We start from the raw sequence: 16592 nt of genomic DNA on the forward strand, positions 1-16592 counted from the left end.
TCACCCGCCCATGAACGCCGACAGAACAACCACCTCATGGCTGGGCCCCGGCAACGGCAGGCCGAGGCGGTCGCTGCTGCTGATGCGTTCCCCGTCGAGGGCGACGGTCGCGTACCGAGGGATCTGCCCGGTGTCGGTGAGGATCCGGTTCGCCAGCGTCGGATACTGCTTCGCGAACCAGCGCAACGCATCCTCGAGCGTATCGGCGGTGCACGTCAGCTCCGACAGATCCCCACCGACGATCGTCTTCCAGTTCGTCGGCACCTGGAAGGTCACCTGGGCGGTCATGCCGTCGCCCCGACGGTGGTCCGGGTGGAGTGGGCACGCATCCACTCCACCGTGCGCGCGATTCCCTCGGCCAACGGCACCTTCGCCTGCCACCCCAAAAGCTCCTGCGCGCGATGCATGTCCGGGCAACGTGACGGCGCATCCTGCTGGCGGCCTTCGGCGACCTCTACCTCACCGGCGCCCACGATGCCGACGACCATCTCCGCCAGCTCCTGGATACTGACCTCTTCGGTCGCGCCGACGTTGACCGGCCCGAACGCATCGCAGGCGAGCATCGCGCTAATCGCGGCCACCGCGTCGTCGACATACAGCAGGCTGCGAGTCTGCTGCCCGCCGTGAAGGAACAGCGTCTCCCCGGCGAGCGCCGCCGCGCAGAACGCCGGAACAACTCGACTGTCACCCGGCCACATATGCGGCCCATAAACATTGAACGGCCGGATCACTCCGGCCTCCACACCCTTGCGGTGGTAGGTGACCGCAGCGGCCTCGGTGAACATCTTGGTCACCTCGTAGGCGCTGCGCGGCCCCAACGGGTCGATCGCACCACGGCACGTCTCAGCCTGCGGGTGCTCGCGGGTGTCGCCGTACACGTCGCTACTGGACGCGACCACGATCCGCGCCCCAAAGGTCGCGGCGGCATCGAGCGCGTTCATCGTGCCCGCCGAGCCCGCGCGCAACGTCTGGACGGGCATCTGCTGGTACATCGCGGGCGCGGCCGGGCACGCCAAGTGCACGATCGAGGTCACATCCGCCAGACCCGAGAACGCGCCGCGATGGGTCACGTCCGCGTGGCGCAACCAGAAGGCTGGATTGCCCTCCACGGCGGCCAGATTCTCCCGGCGGCCGGTGGACATGTTGTCGATCACGGTCACCCGGTGGCCCTGCTCGAGCAGCGTGAGTGCGAGATGGCTGCCGATCAAACCGGCACCACCCGTAATCACCGTGTGCATGGTCTAACTCCTGTTCGTGCTGAATTTGTCGATATTCGGGAAGATCGAGAGAAAGCCGGGGGCTGGAAACGAGGTCGCGGACGCTGCAACACCCTCATGGCTGGACTGTTTTCGGCGGCCACACGTCCGTTGCTTGCCGCGGCAAACGCACCCGCCCGGCCCGGACGTCAGCAACCAGTTGGTCGAAAGCCTCGATGTGGTTCACGCACAGGGCATCGTCTCTCGCTCGCTGTTCAGGCTGGTCTTGACGCAGCGCGAGCAGGAGGTACTTCCACGCCAGCCAGGAGACCATCTGCCCGTAGGACGAGGGATTCTCCGGTGCGTCGGCCGCAGGCGGGATCGCGCGGACGTGGGCTGCGGCCTCGTTGTCGATTCCGAGCGTCATCAGCGCCAACAGCTCATGCACTTCGTCACGGACCTGCCGCCTGTCGTCGAAGACCTCCCGCCACAAGCCGATGAGTTGCACGGCGGCGCGCTGCATCGCGGTGGTGGGCTCCTCGGTGCCGGAGAACGCTCGTAGGAACGGTCCCGCGTCCGGCAACGGTTGATCCGGAGTCGCCTCGGGAGGCGGGAAGACGTAGACGCCGCGCATGATCGTTTTGCCATAGCCTTTCGACGAAGGGATTCAGGGTTTGCGGGCAACGCCGCCGTAGGCCGAGACCGGCCGGACCTCGCCGATCTCGGTTTCGTGCGGGTGCCACTGGGTGATGGAGACGAAGCCGGGCTCGACCATCTCCAGGCCGTCGAATACGGCTTCGACCTCGCTGCGGAGGCGCGGGGTGAACGGCACACCCCCGTGGCGGGCGTAGGCGTGGCACATGTCGACGTACATGCGGCTGTCGTCGGTGCCGTGCCACATCACCAGGAAGCTGCCCGACGGTGCCGCCTTCATCAGCGTGTCGACGATCCGCCGTACCTCGTCGTAGTCCTCGACCAGGCCGAGCACGCCCATGAACATCACCGCGATCGGCTCCCGGAAGTTCAGAACATTCTCGGCATCAGCAATGATCCGTTCCGGGTCGCGGAAATCGGAGTCGATGCAGGCGACCACGCCCTCCGCTGTCGTGCTGTGCAGCAGCGCCCGCGCATGCGTGAGCACAAGCGGGTCGTTGTCCACGTAGACGACGCGGGCGTCGGGCGCGACAGATTCAGCGACCTCGTGGGTGTTCAACATCGACGGCAGACCGCACCCGATGTCGAGGAACTGGCGAACACCTTGCTCCGCGGCGAGGTAACGCACTGCCCGGATGAGGAACTGCCGCGACTGCACCGCCACGGTGGTGATGTCCGGATTGATCTCGATACAGCGGTCGCCCACGATCCTGTCGATCTCGTAGTGGTCTTTGCCGCCCGTCCAGTAGTTCCAGATCCGAGCGCAGTGCGGAATATCGGTGCGGACCAGCACAAAACTGTGGTTGTCAGCGCTCATGCACGCACCTCACGGAGCCGGCCGAAACCGCGGTCGCCAGGGCCAGGCCGAACCTCGGGTAGACGTTGCCGGTGTCTGCGGCGAGCACGGTGCACTCCGCTCGGATGGTGTCCAGCCGCCGGGCGCAGCCATCATCGCGGGATGGCTCCACCTGGGGGATGATGACCATCGCGACGCGGTGGCTGCGAACGTCGTTCATCAGATCCTGGAAGGCGTTCGGTCGCATGGGGCCGACGACGTAGCAGCGCAGCACATGCACCTGTAATTCGTCGGCGAGCGCGAGCGTCTGCTCCAGGTCCACGGAAGGGTCGGGGCTGCCGACCCGGTGGATGAAGATCAGCGCGGTGGGCTTCTGCTTCGGCATCTACTCCCCTCGCCCTCGGTGGACGCCGAGCTGGTCGCCGTCGTAGACGAAGCGACGCCAGCCGGTGTGACGTGGTTGTGGAGCCCGGCCCGCGCCGCGGAGCGGATCACGCGGCGCGGGCGGACGATTGCGGCCGCCGCGCACATGGGGGCGTGCAGCGGGGCCGACCAGCACCAGGATCGACGGGGCCAGGGGCAGAAGAATCGCCCACGGGTGTTCAAGTGCCATCGGCATCCCCCTCACTGTCTTCGCCGTCCCAGTCGCCGAGCGCATCGAGAAACCGCCCCAGCAGTTCGGGCGGCACATCGCACGACACCGGGCGCAGCGGCCCGACCAGCGCAGGCCGCTGCGGTAGCACGTGGTTTGGCATTGCGGACTCCCAGGCAGGTCGATTCCATTGCCGCCAGGAAACTTTCGACATCGACCCGACGACGCGTGCTGCTGTGATCAGCCTCACCGCCGCTGCCCGGACTTAACAATGTCCGCGCCCGGCCTTCTCGCGGACTTTTCCCGGCCTTCTCGCGGACTTTTCCCGGACTTAGCGTGTTCCCTTGCTGGTAGAGGCATTTCACCGGGCTAGCGTTGATTCACCCGCAATTGTGTGAGGTGAACAATGGACGCGATGCCAAGAACCGTGCTCGAACAACTGGTCCGCCAGAGCGAGCGCAGCCTGCCGGAGTGGTGCGCACACTTCAACGCCACCGCAACGCAACTACGCGAAGACGCCACGCTGTCCGAGCGGCAGTTGCGCCGCTGGATGGCCGGAAACGTGCCCTACGCACGAGCGTCGTCACAGCGCGTCGCGCGGCAGGTGTGGAAACTGGCATTCGACGTCCTTGTGTCTCCGCCCTCATCGGTGGATTCCTTGGAGCCGGTCTTATCCACGCACGACAGATTGACTCAGGAGATCGCCATGTCCACCGAAGACTCCGCGCGCTGGATAAAGCGCGGCGCCGGAGGGGTCGACAAGAACGTCCTCGACCAACTACACGCCGACGTGGCGAACCTCGCAGGCCAGTACCTCGTCAAAGCCCCACTCGAACTGATCCCCGACCTCACATCCCTGCGCCGCGACGTGTTCGACATGCTCGACGCCCGACAGCGACCCCGCTACCTCCCAGACCTCTACCTCATCGCCGGACAGGTCTGCGCCCTGATGGCGCACGCCTGCGCCGACCTCGGCCGCGCCTACGACGCCGACACCCACGCCCGAACCGCATGGTTCGCAGCCGACTACGCCGAAGACCAGCACCTGCGCGCCTACGTGCGCTGGGTGCAAGCCAACGTGGCCTACTGGAGCAGCGACTACGGCCGAGCCGCCCAGTACGCGAAGTCCGGGCTCGCCGACATGACCGACGATTCGACCCGGCTGCGGCTGGCAAGCCAGCTCGCGCGAGCAGAAGCCGCACGCGGCGACGAACGCGCCGCCCTGGCCGCACTCGATGTCGCCATGGACGCGCTCGGCCGAGTCCGGCCCGCCTCATCCGAACCCGGCGTCATGTACTTCGACCCGGGCAAAGCCCGGTACTACGCCGCTGAAGTACATCTGGCACTCGGCGGCCGACACCACAGTCAGCTTGCCCTCGAACAGGCCGAAGCTGCGCTCGACGTCTTCACCGACAGCTCGCCGAAGGAGTTCTTGGCCGCCGCCGAACTCGATGCCGCGCAGGCACATCTCGCCCTGGGAGATGCCGAGGCTGCGGCAAGCCGCGTCGACCAGGTGCTCGCGCTTCCCGTGGAGCTGCGTACGACACCGATCATCGAGCGGGTCTCCAAGGCCGCCGAGGAGTTCACGGCGGTCGCCGGTCGCGCGCGAATCACCCGCGAACTCACCGATCGCATTAGCCTGTTCACCGCCTACACCGCCGAACGCAGTAAGGAGTGACGTGCCACCTATCCAGGTCGCCGTATGCGGCCCCCGCAACTGCACCGACACCGACACCACCAACGCCAAGGAAGTGGGCAGGCTCCTGGCCGAGGCAGGCGCAACAGTCCTGTGCGGCGGCGGATCCGGCGTCATGGCCGCAGTCGCCGCAGGCGCATCGAGCGCTGGCGGCCTGGTGATCGGTGTGCGCCCTGATACGGACCCGGCCAAGACCTGCGAAGGCTTGTCCGCGGTGCTCTACACCAACATGGGAGAAGCTCGGAACGCCATCCTCGTCTGGTCGGCCGATGCCGTGATCGTCGTCGGCGGCTCCTGGGGCACCTTGTCAGAACTCGCGCTCGCCAACCGGCGCGGCGGCGTCCCCGTCGTCACTCTCGGCGGGTGGAAAATCCTCGACGAGACCGGCGAACCCGTGTCGGCCGCCATCGAAGCCGAGTCACCGGACGCGGCCGTCGACGCAGCCCTGTCCGCAGCACTGAAACACGCATAAACGGGCGACTAGTACCGATCGTCCACTCCCGGCGGCAGCGGCCGGTGTTCCTCCTCACCCGCCGTCGCGGCCTCCAACGCATCCAGGACCCGCGCAAGCACGACGCCGCTCGCCTCGCCCCGCTCCTACGCCACGCTCGGCAGCTCCAGAATGTGCGTGATCGCGGTGACGTCGTCGACGTCCGGCGCCGGGCTAAGCTGGTCGGCGAGGTAGCGGGCGAGCTGGTCGGGGGTGACCGGTCGGCGGGCGTCGTTGATCGCATCGATGACAGCGAGCAGCAAGGCTTGCTGCTCGCGGGTCATCAGAGCCTCGTCGGAGGGGTCGGGCATGGCCGAACCATACTGCCAATCGAATGCCTGTTCTATCCCGACTCGGTTGAAACGACGGCGGAGTCATAGACCGCGGCCGCGTCCCGGACCTTTCTCGCCAGGCGGCTCATCATCTCGGCGGTGAGGTAGCCGCCCCCCAACGCGGTGCGGTCGAGTTCGGCCGCTACCTGCTCCAACGCCAGCCGCGCATGCCGGACCGTCGGTGTCTGCTGTGACATAAGCGGGTTCTACCAGCAGGCACCGACAAGTTCGGAACGACGTGCTGACCTAGGCCGTACGCGGCAGCGGCGGAAGCGAGGCCATCGCACGCTTCAGGTCGGCGTAGGACACCATGTAGTCGGTCTCGGTCTCGGCCAAGCCCACGTCGATGTAGCCCCGGAGCAGCTTCGTCACCTCGATGCCGCGCTGCTTCGCGATCTGCTCGGCCCGCTGCTTCTGGCTCTGCCTCAACCGCACCGTGGTCACCACGTACGGGTCCTCGTCAGCGCTGGACGGCAGCACCGCGTCGGCGTCCACCGTCTCGCCGAACACCAGCTCGCCCGCCTCGGCGGCGGCGGCCAGCTCCTCGCCCTCGACTAGGGCCTGAATGTCCTTGTCCTGTGCGCTCATCGGTTGTTCTCCCACTCCTCGAACGCGGCTACTTGCTGCGGAGTCATTGGCGCGGCGAAAGTGATCTGGTGATCGAAGTTGCCCAGCGGACGCAGGACGACCAGGATCGGCGTGCCCGCCGGTGTGCGGGTCCAGACCGCGAGCCCGCGAGCACCGGACTTCGCCTCGACCCGCTGTACCCATCGGCGGCGGGCGTCCAGCAGCGCCGCGATCACCTCATCGGTGCCGAGACCCTGTAGACGACTGATCGCCGATGGCAGCCACTCATAACCCACCTATAGAGAATACACCGAGCATCTCTACAGATCAGGGGTGCGAAAGAACCGATTCACAGAAGCTGGGTCACCATTCCTCGTCAGCAGGGTCCGACACGACCCCGAGAACCTGGACAGGGCACACGACGAACCCGCGCACGACCTTGTACCTGAGTCGCTGCACGGACCGCACGAGATTCGGGGTGAGCAGCATCGCCAGGTCGGCCGTGCGCGAGTTCCCGGCCGGGGCATGGCTGGCGGGCACCACCGCGATGCCGTGCCCGCAGTCGTTGGGGTAGACGTACCACGGGGCCAGCTCGGGCGGCAGCTGCACCGGATACCGTTTCCCCTCGACGTGGTTCTGTGTGGCGGCGGCGAGGATCGCGGCGGTGTCGGTCTCGCTGCGCTGGAAGTCAGCTTGCACCATCCCGGTGTCGTTGATCCCGGCCGCGAATTCCCGGGCGAGCGCCAGCGCGGAGGCAGAGCAATCGCCGGTACACGAATACACCGACACCGTGACCGCGCCGTCGGCGACGGCCAGCCATTGGAGCGGTTGGCGGTTCATCCACCAGTCCGCGGGCTCCCACACCGTGCCGCTGTCGTCTTTGTAGCGGACGTTGCCCTGAAACTCGCGGATCAGCGGGACGAGTTCGCGCTTGGCGCGGGTGCGGTCCCCATCGGTGTGCGGAGTTACCTGCTGGAATATGGCGATGGCGACAGGTGCGACAGCGTGGGGATTTCCCCCATACCGGCCCGCGTTTCGAAGTGAGATTCTCACATAGGGTTGCCCGCCGCCGCCCGGATCAACGATCCATCCTCTTTCATGTCGAATAGGTGGAAGTACATGGGCTTGCTCTTTCTCGAATGGAAAGACATCGCTTCCGGTGTGGCGAGTGGCGCCGGATTCGCGTTCGGCGGCCCCCTTGGCGCGGCGATACTTGGTGGTGCCGTAAGCGGTATATGGACTGGCATCGAAAGAGGTAGCTGGGAAGAAGGTTTCAAAGCCGGGCTGGTCGGTGCAGCCTTCGGCGCGATACCCGGAGGCATGGTTGGCGGAGCAGCAAAAGGACTGGCTGGCGGCGGACTGAAGTCATTGGCCGGCGGCGGGCTGAAGGGATTGAGAACGAGCTTCGCGGACAGCTGGCAGCTCGCGACCAAGAAGGGTTACGGCAATCTCCTGGAAAGAGCGGACCTCGCGCGGCACGGTTTGCCCCACTTGGGCGCCGGTGCGCTGACAGCAGGTGCCGGCACGGCGCTGGGCAGCCTGTGGTACGACGATCAACGACCCACAGGCATGCCGTTCATACCAACGAAGATGCTTGTCAACAATTCGAGCACTGAAATGGAAATCATGCAGATGCCCGACATGAAGCATCCCGATTTTCCAAATCAATATAGATTCCTCCCAGCAACCGAGTCGTTTCACACCGAACTTCCGACAAACCTGGGCAAGTATTACAACAGTTTCGCAAAGGACTCCCAGGAACCAATTCCTCCAAAGGGTTCACTGATACCCCGGATCGAAGGCCCGGACCGCGCGAATTTCACCAATTACACAGAAACGGTGATGTTACTTGAGCGGGCATTCAAAGTATTGAACGAATCCGCCGAGAGTCTGGCGCCGCTGACCCACAAGTCGCTGGAGATCTCTGCCAAGGGTAGGCAAGCGATCGACGATATCGTTGTCATTGTCAACAGCGCGGCCGGAGCTATACCGCAGGGCGGAATGACCGAGGACGACCACATTTTCGCGTATGTCACACAGGCGCTTCAAGAGGGCGACCGGATGTTCAAGGAGGCGATGATGCAGCAGGAAGACCTCAGCAAGAGAGTGGACGGCGAGTCCGAAAAGTTGAAGACACTGGAGGATCGGCTTTCGCAGCTTCAGCAGGGAAGCAAGGACTTGCAGCAGCGATCGACCAGCCCTGCCGATATTACGCTCCCATCCTGGGTGCCGCCGGGCGGTGCGGCCCCCTCGTACGTCGACCCGAGCGCATTCCCCACCGGTTCGGATGGAATCGACGGTTTGGGCGGCACGGATGGAGCGGATACCCCTGGCCTCGACGGTCAGGCGCCCGGCGAGCCCTACAACGCAGGCAATATGCCGAGTGCCACCGCCCCGGCCGCGCCCACTGTGCAATCTCCTGCGGCGACCTCGCCGATGGGTTCGGGCCTCGGGGACATGATGGGTTCAATGCTGCCGATGATGATGCAGCAGGCGATGATGCGGAGTCTCGCCGACCAGGACTTGAACAATCGCCGCGCGGAACTGAGTCGCCGCGACGTCAAAGACGAATTCGCCCCCGCAGTCCCGCCGCCGGTCGGCACGCCCGCAACGCCGGTCACGGGGCGGCCCGCAACCGCACTGCCTTCCACGATCGCCCCGACGACGCAGCAGCACGGGCATCCCTCCGTAACAGCACCTGCCGCACAGACTGTCAGAGCGCCCGGCCGCACGCCCGAGGCGGATGGTAGCGTAATCTACGCATTCCCCGACGGGCGCACGCAGAAGGTGTCCGTCACCGTCGCTCAGGCGTTGGACGCGGCATTCGGCAATGCCAGCAGCACCGACGCTCAGAAGGCCTACGAGAAGACGACCGCAAAATGGTCGGACAAGAAGCAGATCGGCGATCGCGCCGATCCGTATCAGTTGATGACCGGCGACGTCGCCACATGGGACCAGCGGTCCGCGATCCTGGTGGTGTTCGGCTCCGAAGAAGGCGGCACATTGGAGGCCATCATCAACGGCGAGATGAAGCCATTTACTTCAGAGATGTCCGACAGTGCAGGAGAATTCGGCCAGTTCACCGGATTCGCACACCCGAAGGGAATCGAGTTGACCGCGCCGACGAACGGTAACGCGCTCCCGACGGAGTCCGGCGCGGTCGATCACCCAGGGAACGCGGCAATATCGGCCACGGCGTCACCCGTGAGCTGACCGGGAGAAGTTTTCTCGACGAGAGTGGGATCTCGACAGTGACCACCGCTCCGAAAACCCAGATGACCGAGGCCGAGTACGGCTCTGTACCGGCACCGTCCCTCTGACGGGCGACACCGTTCCCGTCAGTCTCTACTCGCTGCGCCATGGCCGCCGCCACACCGGCACGAGAGGATACTTCGAGCTTCATGAAGACCCGCGCGAGATGCTTTTTTTGACGGTCTTCGGACTCAGGAACAGATCTGCTGCGATCTCACGGTTGGTGTATCCCTGTGCGACTCGCTCGGCGACCTCGCGCTCACGCCGCGTCAAACCCTCCTGGTCGAAGAGCCGGTCGCAGGGCCGACCCAATTGCGCTTTCCCAGCGTCCGAAGTTCTTCGCATCCTCGTCGGCCAAGCGTATGGAGCCGGCGTCCCGCCCAACAGCATGCGCAAGTTCGAGTTCTTGGATAGCCCTGCAGGGATCGCCTGCCCGGTCCAGAGCACGCCCGATATCCAGCCGTGCACGAGCGGATGCCACCCGAGTTTCCACGATGTCGCAACATTCCCGCGCCCCATGGGCCGAATCTGCGGCAGCACGGTATTCCCCTTGAGATGCCTCGACACCTGCTCGAGCATGAAGAAAGCTTCCTTCACGGTGCGGCAAGCCGCGCGCGACGTCCGCCATGTTCCGGACTATTGCCTCGGCCGCCTCGATCCGGCCAACCGCCACCTCAGCAGCGACCAATGCCGCAAGTCCCCGCTGAGCGTTTGGCCCCGGCACCGAACGCTTTCCGCGGCCACGCGAAGTCGATCGTTGTCCAACAGCAGCGCGGCTTCGAGTGCGGCTTCGGCATCCTGCGGGCTTCGCGGAGCTGACCGAGAGTTGACGACCAGACCCGGCTGCACCACCGGGCCCGCGGCGTTTCGACCAGTGCCCGAGCGGCGACGGCCAAGCTGGTCCAGCCACCGAATACCGCGGTGTAGGCTCGTAGGGGGTTCGCGCCGGGGGAGGCGACCAGCGCCACGTTCCCCCCGACGCGGAAGGCGTCTATCGACAGCACCGAAACGTCATCCAGGCTGGACCACAATCCGGTGAAGGCGCTGGACGGCGCTGCAGGCGCGCAGGTTGTTGATGCCTGTTGCACCGGCAACCGCAACGTTGGTGCCGCTCCGAGCGACATCGCCGGTATCGACGCCCACGCTCAGGCTCGACCACTTCCCAGTAGCCGCACTGAATCGTCCGGTTCCTCTACATCGCTGGCCTGGACCGACCACTGCATGGACAGCCGCACTCGGAAGTGTCCGCAATCGTGCCGAAAGCGGCAGCTGGCCAAAATCTTTCACCGACCCCCTTTCCATACATCTGCGTCTGGTCGGCTGCTGGCGTGGACACCGCCGTCTGCATGGGTGAGACAGCTTTCGACGATCTCGAGTTCGCGCGTCAGCAGCTGCATTTCGCTGCGCAGGAGTTGACCGGCAGCGACATGACGCCGCAGGTGCAGGTTCAGCTGGGCCTGCTGGTCGCGCAGGTCGCCGTCGCCGATCGCCTTTCTGCACTGCTCCTCCGGTAGCGGGACCGCTGAGTTCGATCCCGCCGGGTACCCGCGCTGGACATCGGGCAGAAGGCCGAGCGTGTCGAATGGACCGCCGCACGGGGCGAGCGATCCTTCGGAACTCGACACCGCAGGTTCGGCCGGGACGCCAGGGCCGAGCCTGCGGCGTCACGCGCCCAAAGGCGGGCGTGACACGCGTGAACTGTGGTACCGGGTACCCGGACGGGTGCGACCGTAGTGTCGGGTGTCGTGTGCGGTCTCAGGAGCTGTTTGGCTCGGGTGGCTCAGGACCTGATTGAAGGTCTCGAGAGGTGTTGGACGCCCGGCTCAGATTCGGGGAGCGTGGATTTTGGATTTCCAGCGTCGGACGGGGTGCTGGGTCTTGCGGGCGTGGATGGACAGTTCGGCGCCGTTAAGGGCGACGCGGAAGTGGGTGTCTTCGACGTGGATGGTGACGATCTGACCGGCGTAGGTGCGGCCGATGCGGATGTTTTGGCGGGCGACCATCACGACACCGTCGGCGGGGACTTTGCGCTGGACGCTGATGGGTCCGGCAGCCGGTGGCGGCAGCTGGGTGGTGGCGATGCGGGCTCCGCGGAGCTTGCCGCGCTCGTCGGCGGGAATCGGTGAGGGCAGTGTCTTGACGAGCACGCCGTTGTGCACCACGTGGATGAGGTGACCGTCCAGGCGTAGGGTGACGCGTTTGCCCGACAGTTCGGCACCGACCTTGAGGCGGTGCTTCAGCAGGATGAGTGCTCCGTTGTTGCCGACAGCACGGTCGATTTCGATTGCCGCGTCGGCGGTTAACGCGCCCGCCTTCTGGCTGGACCGTCCGGCGGGTGGTGGGCCTGCCGGGCGCGCGCCGCGCATTCTGAGCTGGTGGAGGTCTTCGGCGTCGAGGTTGGACGGCATGGCTTGACGAGCTGTCCGTCGAGGAGGATGTGGATGCTGTGTTCGTCGACCCACACATGCGCGAGCCGCCCCGCCCGCTGGGCGCCCATCTTGATTCTGTGGACTGCGACCGAAAGCTGGCCGCTGGCGGAGATCACCGTGTCGAACTCGACCGCCCCGGCCGAGGACGCCAGCACCAGGCCGGGCACCGGGTCTGGTTCGACCGTCGGGCTGCCAGGAATGGCGGCGACATCGGACCTGGCAGGCAGATCGGTGGTGACCTTGAGCGGTTCGGGCTGGGCGTTGGGGCGGAACAGGCTGGCCGGGGTCGCCATGTCGAGTGCCTGATGCGGACGGGAATGGTAGTAGGTGTGAACCCATTCGCCGATCGCGGCCTGGGCGGTCGGCAGATCCGTGAACGGGCCAGACGCATCCAGCAGCTCTCGGCGTAGCGTCTGGGTAGGCTCGGCCGAGCGGCGAGGTGTCAGCGTTGCTGGTCCTTTTCCGCTCGGCCTGCCCCCGAACCGGACGTGCCCGTTTCCGAGCATCCGGCTCTCCAGTGACTACTGCGTGATTGTTTCCCGGTGAGCGTGGATTTGGTCGTGGCAGTCGCGGCAGACCACCAGGGTCTTGCGCCGTTTATTGGCCATCGCCTTCGCCCAGGGTGGCGGTGATCCGGTCGCCTCGAGGTCGGCCAACCTGCGGATGTGATGGACCTCGATGTCCTCCGTCTGCTTGCAGAGCTCGCATATCCCTTTGAGCAGCCGTTGGATCAGCTTCTTGCGAGGATATAGCGGCCGGTGGGGTTGGCGGTCGGTGAGGACCGCGGTCTTTTTCCGCCGCAACGGGATGCCGCCGAACCGTGCGACCAGTGGATTCCTGCTGCCGCGAGCGACACTGGCTTCGAAACACACCCGTAGCCCGTGCGGTGTCGCGGTCTTGGCCTTGTAGCGGGCCGCTGTCTTCGACACCGTCGAGCGATGCTTGCGCGCAAGTGTTTTGAGCATGGAGGTCTCCATGACCCAGCGCAGCCGGTGCAGCCGCTGAACATCGTAGGCGAGCAGGTAGTACTGGACGATGCCCCGATACTCGGCCCCGAACTTGCCGACGATGGTGTAGTCGTCTTCGTTGACAATCCGGTTCCGGCACGCGGGTTTTCCGCGCGACAAGTAGAGGGCGGCTTTGGATTTGACCACGTCCGCGGGAACGTGCAGGACCACCGTCCCGTTCACCGACCGGCGGTTGCGCCAGTCGGAAGCATCCGGGCGTCGGGTCCTGCGGTCGCTGCCCGCGACCGCGATCTCGTAGCCGAGGAACCTCGCTCGCTGGCTGCGAGCGTGGGTGATCAGCGTCCTCTCCGGCGACAGTTCCAGCTTGAGATCATCATGTAGGAACTCCGCCAGCCGGTCTCTGATCTGTTCGGCTTCGGCCTTTGGCGTAGATGCGGCCGTAGGCCAGCAGATACAACTGCGGATTGAACATCTGTCGATACAATTGCTCGAGCGGCAGGCCGCGCCTGCCGCGTTCACGCAGGACATCCAGCACCGTTATCAGACCGACCATCTGGCATGGCCAGCAAGCATGGCCGCACGAACCGATCTTGTATTTCTCGTAGAAACGCAGGGCGGAGGGGGCGAGGCCGGTTTGTTTCAGGCTTTTTCGGCCATGCGGGCGCGGAGTTCGGCGTCGGAGGGGGAGGCGCGTAGGAAGCGGGCGATTTCGGTGAGGGTGAAGCCGGCGCCGCGTAGCGGAAGCTCGGCGCTTCGGCCTGCGCCGCTGCCAGTTCGGCGGCGAGGACGTGGACCTGTGCGTGCGGGAAGTCGGGCAATCCGCCGCAGTGGTCCACGTCGAGGTGGGTGAGGATGATGTGCCGGACGTCGGCGGGCTCGTAGCCGAGCCGTTCGACCTGCCGGATCGCGGTTTCGTCTTCGGAAAGGATGGGCTCACGCGGACTCATCGCCCCGTCCGGCCGCAACGGCCTACGCCGCACCCGAGAACATCGAGTCAACCAGGTCCTGAGCCTTCACACGACACCGGGCGCTGTCACGAGCAATGTCCCTGCGGTCATCGTGACAGCGCCCGGAGGGCGAGACACCCCGGAGGCCCGCTCGCTCCTTTGCCGGGCGAGTCCCCAGGGTGTCGCCCTCCGGGTATCTCCCGACACCGGGCACCGGGTCCTGCCCATTTTCGAATAGAGGACATCATGCGCGAAAGGAATGGCATTGCCGTTTCGAGGTCGGGGAAGACCACCCGGATCATCCGGCGTTTCGCGATCTGCGCAGCATCTCGCTAGGTGACGTCCGGTTCCCATTCGGCTTTTTCATCGTCGACGAGGACGGCCAACGATACGTTCGGCCCGCAACAGAAGCAGAGCGCGAAGAACTCCTTTTCAAAGTGTTACCCGACGGTCCGAGCGAATCTGTTCTCGACTCGGACCGCTGCTATCTCCACGACACCCAGCTCGATCCGGTTGGAGGCCAGTTCATCCGGGCTGAACACCCTCAGCCCGTAGACGGTGTTCAGTTCGCGCAAGGTGGCGGTGATCGCGGCACCGAAGTCTCCTCCGGCGACCTGGTCGGCGACTGCGCTGGCGGCGGCAATGCAGCCGCGCGGTGCGCGGACTTCGACCCGGCTGGTTGCGGCCGGTGCGAGAACGCGGCGCACCGTCGCGGTCGGCGCACCGCCGGTGAACAGCTCCTGCGGGCGGTAGCCCGACAGCCAGCGCTCCAGCGCAGCGAATTCCGCATCGTCGGCGCGCGGGTTGCGCAGGGGAACCTTGTGTACTCAGATATTTGTGTAATCTGTGGCCCGGCAACAGTTTTCGGTACGCCGTGGCCCTTGTCGACGGTGACGACGACAACGGTGGACGGCCCGCACTGCAAGGGCCGCAGCCCGGTCAGGGCGCGGGCCATGGCGGCGGTGATCTCGCCGGTGACCGGTCCGGCGGTGATCACCTGGTAGCCCAGGCCGCTGAGGTGGCGTGCGAGATCGGAGGGGTCCAGGCCGGCCAGCAGCGAGGCCGAGCCCGTGCGCAGGCCGTTGGCGAGGATGACCGGCAGCACGCGGCCGTGGGTGCCGGTGCGATCATGGCGCGGGCGCCCAGCCAAGCTGCTGCGGTGGCGGCACCGGTTTCGCACTCTCCGTCGCCGATCAACGCGACAACGAGCCGGTCGGGGGCGTCCAACCCCATGCCGTGGGCGATCGCCAGAGCGGGCCCGAGTTGGCCGCCGAGGTGGTCGTGGCCGGGGATGAGCGGGGTGATTTCCCCACCGAACCAGGTGCGTGGGAACTGACCATCAGCGCCTGGTGCAACACCGGGTGCGCCGGGACCTCGCGATACTTCCCTCCCTTGCCCGAGTGCACCGTGATCACCGCCTTGCGCGCCGACAGCGCCACATCACCCACGTCCAGCCCGACCCGTTCGGAATCCGCAGCCCGGCATACCGGCCCAGAGACGCCAGCACCCGATCCCGAGCCGAGGACTGCTGCTCCACCACCCGCAGCCACCGCACGTTCTCCGCGCCGGTGAACGCCCGCGGCGCGGCCTGCGGCAGATCCAGCCGCGCGGCGTTCGGAGCGCCCAGGCCCGACCGGACGAAGAAATCCGAGACCGCCGCCAAGGCAAGATTGATCGTCGCCGGACGGCGCCGCAGCACCGTCTACAAGTAGCCGCGGTAGTCGCGTACCGCGCCGTCGCGGAACCGCGTATCCGCCAGCGGATCACCGGGCAGCTCGGCGTCGGCCAGCCACGCCAGGAAGCCCCGGACCTGACTGGCGTAGATCCGGGGCGTCTCGCCCTCCCCTGCCAGTCCCTCAGCCAGAGCCGCGCGAACGCCAGGCCCCGTAAACGCTCATCGCTGCCGGGCTGTGGTCCTGGACACACCCAACTCGGCGACAAGACCACTGGTCAAGCCATTGTCGTCGTTTTCCGCGCGATTACTACCCGGACCCCGACATCACTGTTGATGTCAAGGCCAATTTAAGGCATTCGCCCTGCGTGCTTGACGGTTTGTCGGCGTGTCATTAGGTGACCGAGGTCAAAGGTGTCGGCGCGAAAGGCTCCCCATTCGATGACTGCCGAGAATCAGGCGGATGGTGCGTCACGAACGTGGAGAGGAGTTGGTGGCGACGCGGGTAAGTAGGAAGGAGTTGGCGCGGCTGCGGGAGTTGCGGAGATCAGCCGCTATAGCCGTGGCTGCTGGCCGTCGCCACGTTCGATGAGCATGGTCAACATGGTAAGGATCCGGGATTGTCCGGACGCTGCGGCGGCCAGTTTCCCTGTATCTCGGCGAACCCGTTGTGTACCTCGGTGAACTGGCTGTTCATCAGGTTACGCAGGTCGGTCAGACCTTCATGCACGGCAGTGAATTCGGCCAGGGCGGCTTGGCGGAAGTCGCGGATCTCCGAACAGATCGCGGTCACATCCCGGTCCGCGCCACCGGCCAGCACCCGCGTGGCTATGTCAACGTGAAGTGGCCCCGGTGTGACGGGTTGAGTTGGCCCCGGGCTGCGTTTCAGGAAGATGGAGACATTTCTGGCTGGGAACGGTGCAGCGACGGCGGTCGTTGGCCGCCTTCCCCACTGCTGAGCAGGCCGATAAGCTTCCGGTCATTGGTCACTGGTGGGCAAG

24 protein-coding genes and 2 pseudogenes are annotated in these 16592 nt (G+C 65.8%); 5 read left to right on the top strand and 21 right to left on the bottom strand.

The window, feature by feature from the left end; genetic code table 11:
- The 7 genes from ABZ824_RS36585 to ABZ824_RS36615 all read right to left on the bottom strand — a co-directional run bounded on the left by ABZ824_RS36585 (position 1) and on the right by ABZ824_RS36615 (position 3401).
- A complete protein-coding gene (locus tag ABZ824_RS36585) occupies positions 1-288 on the bottom strand; it encodes a hypothetical protein (RefSeq protein ID WP_356969100.1) in 288 nt (95 codons plus the stop codon).
- Positions 285-1238, bottom strand: coding sequence for a GDP-mannose 4,6-dehydratase (locus tag ABZ824_RS36590; protein ID WP_356969102.1), 954 nt, complete (start codon positions 1236-1238; stop codon positions 285-287). Before ABZ824_RS36590 ends, ABZ824_RS36585 begins: the two co-directional genes overlap by 4 nt.
- Positions 1239-1332: 94 nt before the next feature.
- Positions 1333-1830 (bottom strand): hypothetical protein, encoded by a 498-nt coding sequence (locus tag ABZ824_RS36595; protein WP_356969104.1) that lies wholly within the window; start codon positions 1828-1830, stop codon positions 1333-1335.
- A gap of 33 nt (positions 1831-1863) precedes the next feature.
- Entirely contained in the window at positions 1864-2667 is an 804-nt protein-coding gene (locus ABZ824_RS36600; protein ID WP_356969106.1) for an SAM-dependent methyltransferase, read from the bottom strand.
- On the bottom strand, positions 2657-3031 hold the full coding sequence (locus tag ABZ824_RS36605; RefSeq protein WP_356969108.1) for a hypothetical protein: 375 nt from the start codon (positions 3029-3031) through the stop codon (positions 2657-2659). Before ABZ824_RS36605 ends, ABZ824_RS36600 begins: the two co-directional genes overlap by 11 nt.
- The gene (locus ABZ824_RS36610; protein WP_356969109.1) at positions 3032-3259 is read right to left on the bottom strand and encodes a hypothetical protein; all 228 of its coding nucleotides are present in this window, start codon (positions 3257-3259) and stop codon (positions 3032-3034) included.
- Positions 3249-3401, bottom strand: coding sequence for a hypothetical protein (locus ABZ824_RS36615; protein ID WP_356969111.1), 153 nt, complete (start codon positions 3399-3401; stop codon positions 3249-3251). Before ABZ824_RS36615 ends, ABZ824_RS36610 begins: the two co-directional genes overlap by 11 nt.
- Positions 3402-3653: 252 nt before the next feature.
- Here ABZ824_RS36615 and ABZ824_RS36620 point away from each other — a divergent pair, with 252 nt between their 5' ends.
- Both ABZ824_RS36620 and ABZ824_RS36625 read left to right on the top strand, forming a co-directional pair.
- The gene (locus ABZ824_RS36620; protein ID WP_356969113.1) at positions 3654-4916 is read left to right on the top strand and encodes a hypothetical protein; all 1263 of its coding nucleotides are present in this window, start codon (positions 3654-3656) and stop codon (positions 4914-4916) included.
- Between the two features lies 1 nt (position 4917).
- Positions 4918-5406: an LOG family protein gene (locus tag ABZ824_RS36625; RefSeq protein ID WP_356969115.1), complete on the top strand. Its 489-nt coding sequence runs from the start codon at positions 4918-4920 to the stop codon at positions 5404-5406.
- A 125-nt stretch (positions 5407-5531) separates the two neighbouring features.
- On the opposite strand, the gene ABZ824_RS36630 is transcribed toward ABZ824_RS36625, so the two are convergent.
- The 5 genes from ABZ824_RS36630 to ABZ824_RS36650 form a co-directional block, all read right to left on the bottom strand.
- The gene (locus ABZ824_RS36630; RefSeq protein ID WP_356969117.1) at positions 5532-5735 is read right to left on the bottom strand and encodes a hypothetical protein; all 204 of its coding nucleotides are present in this window, start codon (positions 5733-5735) and stop codon (positions 5532-5534) included.
- A 32-nt stretch (positions 5736-5767) separates the two neighbouring features.
- On the bottom strand, positions 5768-5953 hold the full coding sequence (locus ABZ824_RS36635; RefSeq protein WP_356969119.1) for a hypothetical protein: 186 nt from the start codon (positions 5951-5953) through the stop codon (positions 5768-5770).
- Between the two features lie 49 nt (positions 5954-6002).
- Positions 6003-6344: a hypothetical protein gene (locus ABZ824_RS36640; RefSeq protein WP_356969121.1), complete on the bottom strand. Its 342-nt coding sequence runs from the start codon at positions 6342-6344 to the stop codon at positions 6003-6005.
- Positions 6341-6619 carry a hypothetical protein gene (locus ABZ824_RS36645; RefSeq protein WP_356969123.1) on the bottom strand — a complete coding sequence of 93 codons (279 nt, stop codon included), beginning with the start codon at positions 6617-6619 and terminating at the stop codon, positions 6341-6343. The genes ABZ824_RS36640 and ABZ824_RS36645 overlap by 4 nt, the downstream gene beginning before the upstream one ends.
- Before the next feature lie 67 nt (positions 6620-6686).
- Positions 6687-7376: a hypothetical protein gene (locus ABZ824_RS36650; protein WP_356969125.1), complete on the bottom strand. Its 690-nt coding sequence runs from the start codon at positions 7374-7376 to the stop codon at positions 6687-6689.
- Between the two features lie 66 nt (positions 7377-7442).
- Between ABZ824_RS36650 and ABZ824_RS36655 the strand changes: the two genes are divergently transcribed.
- Positions 7443-9536, top strand: coding sequence for a hypothetical protein (locus ABZ824_RS36655; protein WP_356969127.1), 2094 nt, complete (start codon positions 7443-7445; stop codon positions 9534-9536).
- A gap of 186 nt (positions 9537-9722) precedes the next feature.
- Here the strand turns inward: ABZ824_RS36655 and ABZ824_RS36660 are convergent, their stop codons facing one another.
- A complete protein-coding gene (locus tag ABZ824_RS36660) occupies positions 9723-10154 on the bottom strand; it encodes a helix-turn-helix transcriptional regulator (protein WP_356969128.1) in 432 nt (143 codons plus the stop codon).
- 749 nt (positions 10155-10903) lie between these two features.
- On the opposite strand from ABZ824_RS36660, the gene ABZ824_RS36665 reads away from it, so the two are divergent.
- On the top strand, positions 10904-11089 hold the full coding sequence (locus ABZ824_RS36665; RefSeq protein WP_356969130.1) for a hypothetical protein: 186 nt from the start codon (positions 10904-10906) through the stop codon (positions 11087-11089).
- A gap of 309 nt (positions 11090-11398) precedes the next feature.
- On the opposite strand, the gene ABZ824_RS36670 is transcribed toward ABZ824_RS36665, so the two are convergent.
- From ABZ824_RS36670 to ABZ824_RS36690, 5 genes and pseudogenes are all read right to left on the bottom strand, one after another.
- The gene (locus ABZ824_RS36670) at positions 11399-11941 is read right to left on the bottom strand and encodes a hypothetical protein (RefSeq protein ID WP_356969131.1); all 543 of its coding nucleotides are present in this window, start codon (positions 11939-11941) and stop codon (positions 11399-11401) included.
- The gene (locus ABZ824_RS36675; RefSeq protein ID WP_356969244.1) at positions 11875-12297 is read right to left on the bottom strand and encodes a hypothetical protein; all 423 of its coding nucleotides are present in this window, start codon (positions 12295-12297) and stop codon (positions 11875-11877) included. Before ABZ824_RS36675 ends, ABZ824_RS36670 begins: the two co-directional genes overlap by 67 nt.
- A pseudogene (locus tag ABZ824_RS36680) lies at positions 12298-12510 on the bottom strand (integrase core domain-containing protein); the annotation flags it as partial.
- A 15-nt stretch (positions 12511-12525) separates the two neighbouring features.
- Positions 12526-13500: a group II intron reverse transcriptase/maturase gene (locus ABZ824_RS36685; RefSeq protein WP_356969133.1), complete on the bottom strand. Its 975-nt coding sequence runs from the start codon at positions 13498-13500 to the stop codon at positions 12526-12528.
- Positions 13488-13904 (bottom strand): annotated as a pseudogene (locus tag ABZ824_RS36690) (MBL fold metallo-hydrolase); the annotation flags it as partial. The gene ABZ824_RS36685 and the pseudogene ABZ824_RS36690, both read right to left, overlap by 13 nt.
- Positions 13905-14098: 194 nt before the next feature.
- Between ABZ824_RS36690 and ABZ824_RS36695 the strand changes: the two are divergent.
- Positions 14099-14923, top strand: a complete 825-nt coding sequence (locus tag ABZ824_RS36695) for a hypothetical protein (protein WP_356969135.1) — start codon at positions 14099-14101, stop codon at positions 14921-14923.
- Here ABZ824_RS36695 and ABZ824_RS36700 read toward each other — a convergent pair.
- The 3 genes from ABZ824_RS36700 to ABZ824_RS36710 form a co-directional block, all read right to left on the bottom strand.
- A complete protein-coding gene (locus ABZ824_RS36700; protein WP_356969234.1) occupies positions 14913-15224 on the bottom strand; it encodes a hypothetical protein in 312 nt (103 codons plus the stop codon). The genes ABZ824_RS36695 and ABZ824_RS36700 overlap by 11 nt on opposite strands.
- Before the next feature lie 106 nt (positions 15225-15330).
- Positions 15331-15618 carry a hypothetical protein gene (locus ABZ824_RS36705; protein ID WP_356969137.1) on the bottom strand — a complete coding sequence of 96 codons (288 nt, stop codon included), beginning with the start codon at positions 15616-15618 and terminating at the stop codon, positions 15331-15333.
- Between the two features lie 571 nt (positions 15619-16189).
- Positions 16190-16411, bottom strand: coding sequence for a hypothetical protein (locus tag ABZ824_RS36710; protein WP_356969139.1), 222 nt, complete (start codon positions 16409-16411; stop codon positions 16190-16192).
- Positions 16412-16592 lie beyond the last annotated feature (181 nt).

Source organism: Nocardia sp. NPDC047038 (assembly GCF_040644075.1).
GTDB lineage: Bacteria > Actinomycetota > Actinomycetes > Mycobacteriales > Mycobacteriaceae > Nocardia > Nocardia sichangensis.